This window comes from Rhodococcus artemisiae, from assembly GCF_036327795.1.
GTDB lineage: Bacteria > Actinomycetota > Actinomycetes > Mycobacteriales > Mycobacteriaceae > Rhodococcus > Rhodococcus artemisiae.
Genome location: NZ_JAUTXY010000003.1, coordinates 178,393 through 191,170, shown reverse-complemented (window position 1 = coordinate 191,170; position 12,778 = coordinate 178,393). Strand labels below are relative to the sequence as shown.

Here is a 12,778-nt window from a genome sequence, read left to right as displayed (position 1 = left end):
ACGGTAGGGCTATCCGCCTGCACCGACACCGACCTGTAACCTGCAGAGATGATTCGCGTCGACGTGGCAATGCTCACGATCGCCGCTTGTGCAGATTGGGAGCAAGCATGACCGAAGTCGCCGCCCGAGCCTCGGGACGAGGCAACACCAACGGCACGAAGCGGGGCTCTCGCATGCCGAGGGACGAGCGACGCGCTCAGCTGCTCGAGGCGGCCAGCGAGGTGTTCGTCACGCGGGGCTACCACGCCGCCGGTATGGACGAGATCGCAGACTGCGCGGGGGTCAGCAAGCCGGTGCTCTACCAGCATTTCCCCGGCAAACTCGAGCTGTACTGTGCTGTTCTCCAGAACTACGTCGACATCCTGATCAACGGGGTCCGGCAGGCCCTGCGGTCGACCACCGACAACAAGCAGCGCGTCCGCGCCGCGGTCCAGGCATTCTTCGATTTCGTCGACAACGACAGCCAGGGCTTCCGACTGGTGTTCGAGTCCGATCTCATGGGCGAGCCGCAGGTGGCACACCGCGTCGAGCAGGCGACCGAGGCTTGCGTCGACGCCGTGTTCGATCTCGTCGCTCACGATTCGGGTCTCGATCCGTATCGCGCGCGGATCCTCGCAGTCGGGCTCGTCGGTACGAGCCAGTTCACGGCTCGCTACTGGCTCGATGCAGCACGGCCCATCTCCAAGGACGACGCTGTCGACACCACCGTCGCCCTTGCCTGGGGCGGTCTCAAGCACGTCCCACTGCAGCCCGAGTTGCAGAAGCGCTGACTCCCGCACGACAGCCACCCAGCGAAACACCGAAGGGGCAGAAACGCCGAGAGGCCGGGACGCAACTTCGAGTGCGTCCCGGCCCCTTCGTAGTATGCGACGTCAGTTCGCGGCGAAGCCCACCTTGCCGGCGGTGCCCGGTCCGATGTCGACGTACGTGACCTTGGTGGCCTGCACGAGAACCTTGCGGCCTTTCTCGTCGACCAGCGCGAGCACGCCCTTGTTGCCGCCGTTCAGGGCATCGGTCACGAGCGCCTCCACCTCGTCGGGTGTCTGTTCGCTGACGATGACGATTTCGCGCGGGCTGTCCGCGACACCGATCTTGACCTCCACGAAAGACCTCCGAGATTCTCAGGCTGAACTGCTTGTCCTCGCCAGGTTAATGCAAGCCGAGCACTGCCATCCGCTTGGCGTGTTCGACCTGCATCCGATCGATGAGCGCAGCGATGTTCGACAGGTCGCCCGACGCGAGAATGACGAGTTCGGCGAGCTCCTCACGTTGTGCGAGCACGTATTGGGCCTGTGTGATCGCCTCACCGAGTAGACGCCGACCCCACAACATGAGCCGGTCCTTCTGCGTGCTGCTGCGTTCGACGACCGACCTGACCTCCTGCACTACGAACTTCGAGTGTCCGGTCTCGGCGAGCGCTCCGCGCACCACGGTGGCAACCTGAGGATCGAGCATGTCGGCGATCTCACAGTAGAAATCGGCTGCGATTCCGTCGCCGACATAGGCCTTGACCAACGACTCGAGCCACGTCGAGGGTGTCGTCGAGTCGTGGTAGGCGTCGAGCACCTGATGGTAGGGCGCCATAGCCGTGTAGATATCCACGCCTCGCTCTTCGAGTGCTGTGCGCAAGATCTCGAAATGGCGCATCTCGGAGGCCGCCATCTGCGCGAACGCGACTTTCCCCTGCAGCGACGGCGAGAATTTGGCTTCGTCCGCGAGACGGTAGAACGCGGCGATCTCACCGGAGGCGAGCACCGAGAACAGTTCCAAGACCCCCGGATGATCGGCCGGTAAGGGCGCCGCAGAGGGCGACAGGCGGGGTTCTGCGGCGGACGGCGACGTTTCGGCTCCCATGACGACAAAGCGTAGTACTACCTCGTCGAATGCGCCCCTCGCGGTACAATGGGGTCAGAAGACTGCGCATCGAGCCGCTCACCGTGGCCCGCGGTCTTCGACGATAATGTGCGCGCACCCGTTTGAGGATCGCTGCCGCGCTCGCGGGCCCCATCTTCAGGCTCGCGTGAATACGCAGGCCGGTCGCCTTGTCCACCTCGTGCGTGCGTGCCGAGACCAGGAAGGCCAGACCCCTGAGCAAGATCACCATCGACCACGAAGACGATGCGAGCGAAAACACCGTCTCCGCGCAACTCGACGACACTCACATTGCCCCCACCTTCGCCGAACTCGGCGTCCGTGACGAAATCGTGCGCGCGCTGTCCGAGGTGGGCATCGAACGCACATTCGCCATCCAGGAACTGACGCTGCCGCTTGCACTCGCCGGCGACGACCTCATCGGCCAGGCCCGCACCGGAATGGGTAAGACCTTCGGATTCGGCGTACCACTGCTGCACCGGGTCACCACCGCCGCCTCCGGCACCGCTCCGCTCGACGGCACTCCACGCGCGCTGGTCATCGTCCCGACCCGCGAATTGTGCGTCCAGGTCACGCACGACCTCGAGAACGCATCGAAGTACCTCCCCGGCAGCGGCAAGAAGGGCCTCGAGGTCCTCGCCATCTACGGTGGCCGCCCCTACGAGCAGCAGATCGACCAGTTGAAGAAGGGCGTCGACGTCATCGTCGGCACCCCGGGCCGACTACTCGACCTCGCCAACCAGTCGCACCTGATCCTCGGCAAAATCGGCGTGCTCGTGATGGACGAGGCCGACGAGATGCTCGATCTGGGTTTCCTTCCCGACATCGAGCGGATCCTCGGGATGGTGCCCGACAAGCGCCAGACGATGCTGTTCTCGGCCACGATGCCCGGCCCGATCATCACGCTTGCGCGTACCTTCCTCACCCAGCCGACCCACATCCGCGCCGAGGAACCCCAGTCCTCCGCGGTCCACGAGCTCACCAATCAGCTCGTCTACCGGGCTCACGCGCTCGACAAGGCCGAATTGGTCGCTCGCATCCTGCAGGCCGAGGGCCGCGGCGCAACGATGATCTTCACCCGCACGAAGCGCACCGCGCAGAAGGTCGCCGACGAACTCGCAGATCGCGGCTTCGCGGTGGGTGCCGTCCACGGCGATCTCGGTCAGATCGCGCGCGAGAAATCGCTCGGACGTTTCCGCGACGGCAAGATCGACGTTCTCGTCGCCACCGATGTCGCCGCACGTGGCATCGACATCGACGACGTCACCCATGTCATCAACTACCAGTGCCCCGAAGACGAGAAGACATACGTGCACCGGATCGGCCGCACAGGTCGTGCGGGTCGCACGGGCATCGCCGTCACCCTGGTCGACTGGGACGACATCCCGCGCTGGCAGCTCATCGACAAGGCTCTCGGCCTCGGTATGCCGGACCCCGTCGAGACGTACTCGAGCTCGCCGCATCTGTTCGAGGAGCTCAGCATCCCCGAGGGATCCACGGGCCGTGTTCGCAAGCCCACGACGACCCGCACCGAGTCCGAGGGCGGATCGGGTGAGCGCCCAGCGCGTAGCGAGGGCCCGACACGACCCAAGCGCACCCGGACCCGTCGTCGCACCGTGCGAGGCAAGGTCGCCGGTACTACCGCCACGGGCACCGACCAGGCGGATGCTCCCGCAGCCGAGGCCCCGGCAGCAGCGACGTCCGGTGCCGACGGTGACGCCGGCGACACCACCGATGGCACTGCCTCACCCACCCGCCGGCGTCGCCGCCGGCGCCGCAATATCGCCGAGAGCGATGCGGCATCGAATACCACGGCGTCGGACACGAGGGCATCGGACACTGCCGGCGTCAAGGACGCAGTGTCGAGCAACTCGGCCCGCTAGCCACGTGCTTGTGCCCGAGCGTCGCACGCGGGCGGATCTGATCGTTGCAGCGGTACTCGTCGTCGCCGTCCTGGTGGCGGTGTGTGTCGTATGGTCGCGATCGGATGCACGCGGCACCACGTCGATCACCTGGGACGGGGCGGCCGCCGCCCCTCCTGTCGCGGAGTCCGTGCCCGACACCCTCGAGGAGTCGTGGCGCGCTCCGAGTTCGGCGACGGCACATGCCGTCGTGATCGCCGACACCGTTGCCACGGCCGACGGTGACACCGTCGTCGGCCGCGACCTGCGGACGGGGGCCGAGCGGTGGAGCTACCGACGCGACCGGCCGCTGTGCGCAGCTGTCGGCGTCTGGGGCTCCGTCGTGTCGGTCTACAACGATCCACGCGGATGCGGGCAGGTGACAGCGCTCGACGCGGGCACCGGTGCACGTGGTGCGCAACGTTCGAGCGACACCGACAGCGAGGTGCGTCTTGTCGACACCGGGACGCACCTGATCGCGCTCGGTGACACCCGCCTGGAGGTGTGGCGATCGGATCTGGTGCGCACGGTCGAATACGGCCGGGTCGACGCGCCCGTCAACCCCAATGCACAGCCTCGCAGCGGTTGCGTGCTCCGGTCGGCGGACGCCGACGACAATCACGTCGCGGTGCTCGAACAATGCGCCAGGGAACCGGCCGGGCGGCTGACGTTGCTCGATACCACGCCAGAGGACAGCCAGAAGCCCGAAGAGTTCGCATCCTCGATCCTGCCTGCCGCGGTACCGGACGGCGACGCGCAGATCGTCGCAGTGGTCGACGATCACACCGCCGTCTATCTTCCGCCCGGCCCGGACGGCGGTGCACGCCTCGAGGTGTTCGATGCATCGGGTTCCGCAGTCGACCGGCACGAGTTGCCGCAGGTAGCCGGGGCCGGCGCGGCCACCGGTCCGGCGGACGGATTCGACGATCTGCTCCTGTGGTGGACCGGCACAGACACAGTCGCGCTCGACACCGAGGATTTCACGCCGCTCTGGACCGTCGAGAGCACGCTCGGACGCGGCTCCCGGATGGCAGGATCAGTGCTGCTACCGATCGACGACGCGATCGCCGTGGTCGACCCTGCGACGGGCGAGATTTCTCGGACCATCGACGTCGACCGCGACAGGGGCACCACGGTCTCGTTGTCCGTCGCCGGCGACACGGTCCTCGAACAACGGGGCGACGATGTGGTCGCGCTGACGGAGGTGGGCACGCAGTGAACGGGCCCGCTGGATCCTCTGCGTGCTACGCCTCGGCCTGAACCGCAAGCGTGACCGGCGCGGCACCGTCCGTCCAACACGCCAGCAGGTTCTCTGCGAGTTCCCGATAGGCCTGCGCGCCCTTGTTCTTTCGTCCGGACAGGACCGTCGCACCCGACGCCGATGCTTCGGCGAACCGCACGGTCCGCGGAATCGGTGGCGCGAGAACGGGCAGGTCGTACCGATCGGACACATCGGCGAGCACATCACGGCTGTGCGTGGTCCGCGCGTCGTACAAGGTAGGTAGGGCGCCGAGCATCTCCAGATCGGGATTGGTGATCTGCTTGACCTCGTCGACCGTGCGTAACAACTGTCCGACGCCTCGGTGGGCGAGTGTCTCGCATTGCAGCGGTACCAGGACCGACCGGGCGGCGGTCAGGCCGTTGAGGGTGAGCACACCGAGTGAGGGCGGGCAATCCACGATGACGATGTCGTACTCGTCCTCGACGACCGCGAGAGCACGTTTGAGAGCGTATTCCCGCCCGGGGCGCATCAGCAGTAGCGCTTCCGCGCCGGCCAGATCGATCGTCGCCGGTAGCAGGACCAGGCCCTCCCCCGTCTCGATGAGCACGTCCGCGATGTCGACATCACCCATGAGCACGTCATGCACGGACCGCTCGAGCCGATCCGGGTTGTGCCCCAGGGAGAACGTCAGACAGCCCTGCGGGTCGAGATCGACCACGAGGACACGTTGCCCGAGACCCACCAGGGCAGCACCCAGTGACGCGACGGTGGTCGTCTTCGCGACGCCACCTTTCTGATTTGCCACCGCAAGTACTGTTGCCACGCGTCGATCCTCGCTCATAGCGGCATCCCGCGCGACACTTGACGCATACACGGCTGCCCGCGTGTGTCGCCGGTACGCCGACCGACACGACCGCAGGAGGTATTCCGCCCGTGATCCGCCGCGCCCGCCCCGACGACATCGCCGCCATCACCGACCTGATCTACGCCCTCGCAGAGTACGAACATGCGCGAGAGTTGTGCACGGTTGTTCCGGAGCAGATGAACACCGCCCTGTTCGGACCGGAGCCGTCGGTATTCGCCCACGTTGCGGAGGAATCGAGCGGATCAGTGGTGGGTGTTGCGCTGTGGTTCCGGAACTTCTCGACGTGGGACGGCGTGCACGGCATCTACCTCGAAGACCTGTTCGTGCTCCCGGAGCACCGAGGTGCGGGACACGGGCGCGGCCTGCTTGCGGCTCTCGCCCACGAGTGCGTGGAACGCGATTACACACGCTTGAGTTGGTCTGTCCTGGACTGGAATGAGCCGTCCATCGGTTTCTACCGGTCACTCGGCGCGGAGCCTCAGGACGAGTGGACAACCTTCCGGCTCAGCGGAGAGGCATTACGTGCGCTCGGAACCTGAGCCGCTGCTGGTATCTGTATCCGTGTCCGGCGGCGAGTCGGGCGCGTAGTCCTGCGCGAGCCATCCCGTTGTCGCCGGTGCGAACAACAACACCAAGGCCGGAACCACGATCACGGCCATCAGTGCCCCGAGCGCGGGCTGATGTGAGTCGGTGAGCAGCGACCACACGACCGGCAGCAGAAGGATCTGCGCAACGACGGCCACTGCTCTGCCCCAACGCGCCCCCCGCAGCAATGCGATGCCCGCGGCAAGGACGCCACCGAACAACAGCGCCAGCCACAACGCGAAGCCGTATCCGTTGGTCACCGACTGGTCGTGTTCACCCGATGCGGCGCGAAAGATCGAGTACACCGCGAACCCCATTGCCACAACGCCCTCGAGTACGACGAGTATGCCGGCGATACGGACCGTCGACGGAATGGCGCTGCGGGAAGATTCGGTGGTCACCCGGCCAGCGTAGTGGACCCGTGAAAGACCACTTAGGCTGATGTTCCGTGCGCGCACTGCTGATCGTGAACCCCAACGCGACGACGACCACACCGGCCGGTCGCGACCGGCTCGCTCACGCTCTGGCAGGTCCGGTCTCGCTGACCGTGGCGCACACGACTCACCGCGGGCACGCAGCAGAACTGGCCCGATCGGCGCACGCCGACGGTATGGACGTGGTCATCGCGCACGGCGGTGACGGCACGGTCAACGAGATCGTCAACGGGATGCTCGGCGAACCGTCCCCGCGTACCGCAGATCCGACGATGCCGTTGCTCGCCGTGGTTCCGGGAGGTTCGGCGAATGTGTTCGCGCGCTCGTTGGGGATCGCCGCCGATCCGATGGAGGCCACCGAGCAGCTTCTGACGCTGCTCTCCGAGCGGTCCCGACGGCGGATCGGGCTCGGTTTCTGCGAGGACCGCTGGTTCGTCTTCAACGCCGGCCTGGGACTCGACGCCCAGGTGTGTGAGGCCATCGACCTGTCCCGGGCTTCCGGGAAGAAGGTCACCACCGCGCGATACGTGCGGCATTCCGTCAAACAGTTCTTCGAATCGAAGAGGGTGGAGCCCGCGCTGACACTCGAGATTCCCGGCCGTGATCCTGCCGAGGGTGTCTACTACGCATTCGTGTCGAACTCGAGTCCGTGGACCTTCCTCGACGAGCGTCCGGTGCACACCAATCCCGGTACGTCGTTCGACACCGGGTTGGGTGTGTTCGCCATGACCACCACCCGGGTGGCACCGAGTCTTCGAGTGGTGCGTCAATTGCTGGCACGTCACGGCGAACCCGAATCCCCACATCTGATTCGTATCGACGACATCCCACGGGTACGGGCACTATCGACGCGACCGATCGGACTCCAGGTCGACGGCGATTACTTGGGAATGCGAACGGACGTCGAATTCGTATCCGTTCCGGACTTACTGGACGTAGTGGCTCCCGCGTCAGAATCCAAGCGGGTAATTCTGTGATTCGTCTTACATCTCCGCTGGCCAGGATGTAAAAATGTACTTCGAGAACAACACGGCATCAATGCCGGCGTGAGCTTCCCCACGGTCGTGGTCGATTCTATTGACTTCACGCTCGTTCGTGAAAGCATTCACAAGTAACTCCGCGGAAATACTTCGCGACTCCAGCATGAACTCGATAAGACCATCATCCGGTGCGCGCAGCACCATCGAAGGAGAGTAGAAGCATGGACTGGCGCCACAAGGCCATCTGCCGCGACGAGGATCCGGAACTGTTCTTCCCTGTGGGAAACAGCGGCCCGGCGCTCGCGCAGATCGCTGATGCCAAGCTCGTGTGCAACCGCTGCCCGGTCACCACCGAGTGCCTGTCGTGGGCTCTCGAGTCCGGCCAGGATGCAGGTGTGTGGGGCGGTATGAGCGAGGACGAGCGCCGCGCACTCAAGCGTCGCAACGCCCGGACCCGGGCACGCACCGCTGTGTGACGTAACGCCTGTGTGAGGCATCGAAGTCGACGCACGGCCCGGCACCACTTCGGGTGCCGGGCCTTTGTGCGTCCTGGTTGTCGTCAGGCAGGCCGCTTGCCCAGCGGCAGGCTGAGCCGGGCTTCCGTTCCGCCGGCGCTGCTGGTCTCCAACTCGATGGAGCCCCCCAGTTCGGCAGCGACCAGCGTCCGGACGATCTGCAGGCCGAGACGATCGGAATCCTCGAGGCGGAAGCCGTCGGGTAGCCCCTTGCCCTCGTCGTGCACCACCACATCTAGCACACGGGACGAACGGTGCGCCTTCACAGTGACAGTGCCGTGCGCGCCCGGATCGAACGCATGCTCCACCGCGTTCTGCACGAGTTCCGTCAGCACCATGACGAGCGGGGTCGCCCGGTCCGCCGGAAACACGCCCAGATTGCCCTCACGATGCACACGCACCTGACTGCCCACCGCCGACACATCGACAACGATCGGTATCAACCGGTCGAAGACGTCGTCGAGGTCGACTTCCTCGTCGACCGACATCGACAGTGCCTCGTGCACCAGCGCAATCGACGTCACACGTCGGACTGCTTCGCCGAGTGCCTGCTGTGCCTCGCCGTTGCCCGTTCGGCGCGCCTGCAGTCGCAGCAGTGCGGCAACCGTCTGCAGGTTGTTCTTGACCCGGTGGTGGATCTCGCGGATCGTCGCGTCTTTGCTCATCAGCGCGCGGTCGCGTCGCTTGACCTCGGTGACGTCGCGGATGACGACCGCCGCACCGTCGATCCGGCCCCCCGGTGTCAGGACGAGGGCACGGATCAGCACCGTCGCGCCACGGGCCTCGACCTCCATGCGCTGCCCGTTGCGGCCCTCCACAGCGCTCCTCAGATAGTCGGAGACATCGCGGCTCTCGAAGGGATCGGTGACGAGCGCCCGAGTCGTCTCGATCAGGTCCTGCCCGCGCAGATCCGAGTTGAATCCCATGCGGTGATAGGCCGACAGGGCGTTCGGACTCGCATAGACCACACGGCCTTCCCGATCGAGCCGGATGAAACCGTCTCCGGCACGCGGGCTCGACTTCGTGTCGGAACGTGCCTCGGCGGTGGGGAAACTTCCTTCACTGATCATCCGGTAGAGCGCATCGGCGCATTCCAGATAGGCGGTCTCCAATGCACTCGCCGACCGTCTCGATACACGTGCGGCGTCGCGGCTGAGGACCGCAACGATGTCGTCGCCCCATCGCACGGGCACCGCTTGCCGCATGTTGATCGCATCGCCGGAGCCCGGCTGCGCGGTGACGATCCGTCCGGTCTCGAACGCTTCACGCACATACGGGTGCTCGTCGTCCGATACGACGATGCCCACGGCATCCTCGGGCAGCACCGTCGAGGTCGTCGTCGGGCGGCACTGAGCCACGCACACGATGCCGCGGGGATCCGCGTTGACCCACAGCAGTACATCGGCGAACGACAGGTCCGCGAGCAACTGCCATTCCCCCACCACCCTCTGGAGGTGGTCGACAGCAGCGCCCGGCAGATCGGTATGGGTTGCGAGCAGCGCGCTGAGCGTCGACACCGTCTGAACTTCCGCGCTCAGGAGATGACCGCGATGAGGTCACCCTGCTGGATGACGTCGCCGACCACGACGTCGACCGAGGTCACGGTGCCCGCATTCTCCGCGATCACCGGAATCTCCATCTTCATCGATTCCAGGATGACCAGGGTGTCTCCCTCCGCCACCACATCGCCTTCACTGACAACCACCTCGAAGACTGTGGAGACCATTTCGGCGCGCACGTCCTCTGCCATCGAACACCTCGATTCGCTGCTCCGGAGCCCGGACGGTGGACCTGCCGACAAGGCCACTCGACCGCACGTGGAACACTGTAATCAACAGGAAAGGAGATCCCACCATGGGTAAGCGAGGTCGCAAGAAGCGCAGCCGCAAGGGCAACGCCGCAAACCACGGCAAGCGTCCCAACGCCTGACGCACAGACAGTCGTCGCGGACGTTCACCACGACGGTCCGACGGATCTCGATCATCAAACGTTCCCGTAGGCCTTCCGGCGCGTGTTCGCCACCGCACTTGCGGCTGAGCAGCGCCTTGACCTTCTCCTCGATGCCATACGTCTCGAGGCACGAACCACAGTCGTCGAGATGCCGTTGCAGTCGAGTTCTCGATGCCTCGTCGCACTCCGAATCGAGGAGCAGGTACACGTCCGCGATGACCGCTGAGCAGTCGAGTTGCTCGAAATCTGCCTGCTCGCTCACTGCGAGACTCCCTTCTGACCCTCGGTGCCGACAGACCCGTCGGTGCTGACAGTCGCCGTCTCGTCCTTCGCGCGGCCACGGTGGAATCCACGTTCACGCGCGACATCTGCGAGGAGCCCTCGCAATTGCTTGCGTCCCCGGTGCAGCCTGGACATCACGGTGCCGATCGGCGTGCCCATGATCTCGGCGATCTCCTTGTAGGGGAAACCTTCGACGTCCGCGTAGTACACGGCCATCCGGAAGTCCTCCGGGAGCTCCTGCAGTGCTGCCTTGATGTCGTCGTCGGGCAGCGCATCGAGCGCTTCCACCTCGGCGGACCGCAGACCGGTCGACGAGTGCTCGGCGGTTGCCGCGAGCTGCCAGTCGGTGATCTCGTCCGTCGGATACTGGGCGGGTTGACGCTGCCGCTTCCGGTACGTGTTGATGTACGTGTTCGTCAGGATCCTGTACATCCAGGCCTTGAGGTTGGTGCCCTCCCGGAACGACCGGAATGCCGAGAAGGCCTTGATATAGGTCTCCTGCACCAGGTCTTCGGCGTCGGCAGGATTACGGGTCATCCGCAATGCGGCGCCATAGAGCTGGTCGAGCAAGGGCATCGCATCCCGCTCGAACCGCTCGGCCAGTTGTTCTGCAGACTCCTCGACCACACCGATCCCTTCACTCATCCCCTCGGTGAAGGCTACCGGGCAATCGGGATCGGGACGGGGAGGGCTCAATACCGGCACCGGTGCTCCGATCTTCTCGCTTCGACGTGTTCGCTCGACGGGGGCCGAAGTCCTCGACATGCGGCCCACGGGGATCAACAACATCTCAGTGCGAGTTGTTCCCGGACCTTCACATTTCCGGGCCTCCCACCATCTGTCCGGCAGGTATTCCTAGTCTGATGTTCATGGCCTCTACCTCCACCCCTGCGACCACCCTGCTGAAGCGTGAGAAGGTCGACCACCGTGTTCACGAATACTCGCACGATCCGAAATCGGGGTCGTACGGCTCGGAGGCGGTGGACGTCCTCGGTGAACGACTCGGTGTGGCTGCCGCGCAGCTCTTCAAGACGCTGGTGATCTCCCTGTCGGACGGTTCGCTCGCTGTCGCGGTGATACCCGTCCCCGATACGCTGTCGCTCAAGGCCGCAGCGGGAGCCCTGGGTGGCGGTAAGGCTGCGATGGCGGAACGCGCAGCCGCTGAACGTGCCACCGGGTACGTACTGGGTGGAATCTCCCCGCTCGGTCAACGCAGGCGTTTGCACACCGTCGTCGACGCCTCGGCGCAGCAGTGGGATCGCGTGCTGTGCAGCGCCGGCAGGCGGGGCCTCGAGATCGAACTGTCCCCCGCCGATCTGATCCGCCTCACCGACGCCGTGGTGGCGTCCGTCGTCTCCGGCCGCTGACCACCTGCCCGCTCCCGGGCGGTCTAGAGGAATGCCAGCTGGTCTCCGCTGCCTTCGTCAGGTGTCACGAGTTCCGGACCCTTGTTCCGGACACTGTTGACTTTGTCCGACACACGGCGGATCTCGATCCCGGAGACCGCCTCTGCGCTGGGCACGATCAGATCCGGATGCCCGAGGCTGTCGGGATCGAGCCAGGCGTCCCATCGTTCGGGCGGCATGATCAGGGGCATCCGTTGATGCACATTGCCCAGCTGCGCAATCGAATCCGCGGTGAGGATCGTGGTACTGAGCAGCGGTGGTGCGTCGGGGGTGCGCGGGTCGTGCCACACCGCCCACAGGCCCGCCATGTAGAGGCGTGAACCGTCGCCCTGCGACATGAAGTACGGAACCTTGCGGGTCTTTCCGCCGGAAGCCGGTTCGACCTGCCATTCGTACCATCCGTCCATCGGGACGAGGCAGCGTTTGTAGCGAAGCGACTGCGCGAACGACGGTTTGGTCGCGACAGACTCGGATCGGGCGTTGAACAGCGGTGCGCTCTTGCCGATCTCCTTCGCGAAGGACGGCACCAGGCCCCAGCGCATGCGCCGGATCCGACGTCGTGCTGCGCTCTCCGGTTCCTCGCGATCGTGCCGTGCCACCACGGTGAGCACACCGGTCGTGGGTGCCACGTTGTACTCGGGCACGATCTCGGCGTCACCCGTCTCGTCGATCGCATCGAGTTCGGCTGCCAACGTCGCTGGATCCGCTGTGGTCGCATACCTACCGCACATGCCATGAGTCTGGCAGCCGCGACCGACACCTCGCC

The 12,778-nt window shown here is 65.4% G+C and carries 17 protein-coding genes and 1 pseudogene; 8 read left to right on the top strand and 10 right to left on the bottom strand.

Annotated elements, in window-relative coordinates; translation table 11 throughout:
- Positions 1-107 precede the first annotated feature (107 nt).
- The gene (locus Q7514_RS08500; RefSeq protein WP_054719363.1) at positions 108-770 is read left to right on the top strand and encodes a TetR/AcrR family transcriptional regulator; all 663 of its coding nucleotides are present in this window, start codon (positions 108-110) and stop codon (positions 768-770) included.
- A 102-nt stretch (positions 771-872) separates the two neighbouring features.
- Here the strand turns inward: Q7514_RS08500 and Q7514_RS08495 are convergent, their stop codons facing one another.
- Together Q7514_RS08495 and Q7514_RS08490 are read right to left on the bottom strand one after the other, a co-directional pair.
- The gene (locus Q7514_RS08495) at positions 873-1,103 is read right to left on the bottom strand and encodes a DUF3107 domain-containing protein (protein WP_132470929.1); all 231 of its coding nucleotides are present in this window, start codon (positions 1,101-1,103) and stop codon (positions 873-875) included.
- 46 nt (positions 1,104-1,149) lie between these two features.
- On the bottom strand, positions 1,150-1,854 hold the full coding sequence (locus Q7514_RS08490) for a ferritin-like fold-containing protein (RefSeq protein ID WP_330132819.1): 705 nt from the start codon (positions 1,852-1,854) through the stop codon (positions 1,150-1,152).
- 203 nt (positions 1,855-2,057) lie between these two features.
- Here Q7514_RS08490 and Q7514_RS08485 point away from each other — a divergent pair, with 203 nt between their 5' ends.
- Entirely contained in the window at positions 2,058-3,755 is a 1,698-nt protein-coding gene (locus Q7514_RS08485) for a DEAD/DEAH box helicase (protein ID WP_330132818.1), read from the top strand.
- 4 nt (positions 3,756-3,759) lie between these two features.
- On the top strand, positions 3,760-4,992 hold the full coding sequence (locus Q7514_RS08480) for an Rv3212 family protein (RefSeq protein WP_330132817.1): 1,233 nt from the start codon (positions 3,760-3,762) through the stop codon (positions 4,990-4,992).
- A 25-nt stretch (positions 4,993-5,017) separates the two neighbouring features.
- Here the strand turns inward: Q7514_RS08480 and Q7514_RS08475 are convergent, their stop codons facing one another.
- The gene (locus Q7514_RS08475; protein ID WP_330132816.1) at positions 5,018-5,818 is read right to left on the bottom strand and encodes a ParA family protein; all 801 of its coding nucleotides are present in this window, start codon (positions 5,816-5,818) and stop codon (positions 5,018-5,020) included.
- A 110-nt stretch (positions 5,819-5,928) separates the two neighbouring features.
- Here Q7514_RS08475 and Q7514_RS08470 point away from each other — a divergent pair, with 110 nt between their 5' ends.
- Positions 5,929-6,399: a GNAT family N-acetyltransferase gene (locus Q7514_RS08470; RefSeq protein WP_330132815.1), complete on the top strand. Its 471-nt coding sequence runs from the start codon at positions 5,929-5,931 to the stop codon at positions 6,397-6,399.
- On the opposite strand, the gene Q7514_RS08465 is transcribed toward Q7514_RS08470, so the two are convergent.
- Positions 6,379-6,846, bottom strand: a complete 468-nt coding sequence (locus Q7514_RS08465; RefSeq protein ID WP_330132814.1) for a hypothetical protein — start codon at positions 6,844-6,846, stop codon at positions 6,379-6,381. The two genes, Q7514_RS08470 and Q7514_RS08465, sit on opposite strands and share 21 nt — an antisense overlap.
- 47 nt (positions 6,847-6,893) lie before the next feature.
- Here Q7514_RS08465 and Q7514_RS08460 point away from each other — a divergent pair, with 47 nt between their 5' ends.
- A complete protein-coding gene (locus tag Q7514_RS08460; protein WP_330132813.1) occupies positions 6,894-7,856 on the top strand; it encodes a diacylglycerol/lipid kinase family protein in 963 nt (320 codons plus the stop codon).
- Positions 7,857-7,862: 6 nt separating this feature from the next.
- Here the strand turns inward: Q7514_RS08460 and Q7514_RS08455 are convergent, their stop codons facing one another.
- Complete coding sequence (locus tag Q7514_RS08455; protein WP_330132812.1) at positions 7,863-8,063, bottom strand: hypothetical protein; 201 nt, start codon at positions 8,061-8,063, stop codon at positions 7,863-7,865.
- 17 nt (positions 8,064-8,080) lie between these two features.
- Here Q7514_RS08455 and Q7514_RS08450 point away from each other — a divergent pair, with 17 nt between their 5' ends.
- Positions 8,081-8,335, top strand: a complete 255-nt coding sequence (locus tag Q7514_RS08450) for a WhiB family transcriptional regulator (RefSeq protein ID WP_132470936.1) — start codon at positions 8,081-8,083, stop codon at positions 8,333-8,335.
- Positions 8,336-8,418: 83 nt separating this feature from the next.
- Here the strand turns inward: Q7514_RS08450 and Q7514_RS08445 are convergent, their stop codons facing one another.
- On the bottom strand, positions 8,419-9,891 hold the full coding sequence (locus Q7514_RS08445) for a sensor histidine kinase (RefSeq protein ID WP_330132811.1): 1,473 nt from the start codon (positions 9,889-9,891) through the stop codon (positions 8,419-8,421).
- Positions 9,892-9,908: 17 nt separating this feature from the next.
- A complete protein-coding gene (locus tag Q7514_RS08440; RefSeq protein ID WP_330132810.1) occupies positions 9,909-10,124 on the bottom strand; it encodes a biotin/lipoyl-binding carrier protein in 216 nt (71 codons plus the stop codon).
- Between the two features lie 104 nt (positions 10,125-10,228).
- Here Q7514_RS08440 and Q7514_RS33175 point away from each other — a divergent pair, with 104 nt between their 5' ends.
- Complete coding sequence (locus tag Q7514_RS33175; RefSeq protein WP_022597109.1) at positions 10,229-10,303, top strand: 50S ribosomal protein bL37; 75 nt, start codon at positions 10,229-10,231, stop codon at positions 10,301-10,303.
- Positions 10,304-10,316: 13 nt separating this feature from the next.
- On the opposite strand, the pseudogene rsrA reads toward Q7514_RS33175, so the two are convergent.
- Both rsrA and Q7514_RS08430 read right to left on the bottom strand, forming a co-directional pair.
- Positions 10,317-10,586 (bottom strand): annotated as a pseudogene (gene rsrA, locus Q7514_RS08435) (mycothiol system anti-sigma-R factor); the annotation flags it as partial.
- Positions 10,583-11,251, bottom strand: a complete 669-nt coding sequence (locus Q7514_RS08430; RefSeq protein WP_330132809.1) for a sigma-70 family RNA polymerase sigma factor — start codon at positions 11,249-11,251, stop codon at positions 10,583-10,585. The gene Q7514_RS08430 and the pseudogene rsrA, both read right to left, overlap by 4 nt.
- Positions 11,252-11,475: 224 nt before the next feature.
- Between Q7514_RS08430 and ybaK the strand changes: the two genes are divergently transcribed.
- Positions 11,476-11,973 carry a Cys-tRNA(Pro) deacylase gene (gene ybaK, locus Q7514_RS08425; protein WP_330132808.1) on the top strand — a complete coding sequence of 166 codons (498 nt, stop codon included), beginning with the start codon at positions 11,476-11,478 and terminating at the stop codon, positions 11,971-11,973.
- A gap of 23 nt (positions 11,974-11,996) precedes the next feature.
- Here ybaK and Q7514_RS08420 read toward each other — a convergent pair whose 3' ends face one another.
- On the bottom strand, positions 11,997-12,743 hold the full coding sequence (locus Q7514_RS08420) for an SOS response-associated peptidase (protein ID WP_330132807.1): 747 nt from the start codon (positions 12,741-12,743) through the stop codon (positions 11,997-11,999).
- Between the last annotated feature and the right edge of the window lie 35 nt (positions 12,744-12,778).

Bases quoted from the DNA above. Each gene is read 5' to 3' on its own strand.
- ybaK (WP_330132808.1), top strand. From the start codon at position 11,476: ATGGCCTCTACCTCCACCCCTGCGACCACCCTGCTGAAGCGTGAGAAG.
- Q7514_RS08440 (WP_330132810.1), bottom strand. From the start codon at position 10,124: ATGGCAGAGGACGTGCGCGCCGAAATGGTCTCCACAGTCTTCGAGGTG.
- Q7514_RS08430 (WP_330132809.1), bottom strand. From the start codon at position 11,251: ATGAGTGAAGGGATCGGTGTGGTCGAGGAGTCTGCAGAACAACTGGCC.
- Q7514_RS08490 (WP_330132819.1), bottom strand. From the start codon at position 1,854: ATGGGAGCCGAAACGTCGCCGTCCGCCGCAGAACCCCGCCTGTCGCCC.
- Q7514_RS08420 (WP_330132807.1), bottom strand. From the start codon at position 12,743: ATGTGCGGTAGGTATGCGACCACAGCGGATCCAGCGACGTTGGCAGCC.
- Q7514_RS08500 (WP_054719363.1), top strand. From the start codon at position 108: ATGACCGAAGTCGCCGCCCGAGCCTCGGGACGAGGCAACACCAACGGC.
- Q7514_RS08455 (WP_330132812.1), bottom strand. From the start codon at position 8,063: ATGGTGCTGCGCGCACCGGATGATGGTCTTATCGAGTTCATGCTGGAG.
- Q7514_RS08450 (WP_132470936.1), top strand. From the start codon at position 8,081: ATGGACTGGCGCCACAAGGCCATCTGCCGCGACGAGGATCCGGAACTG.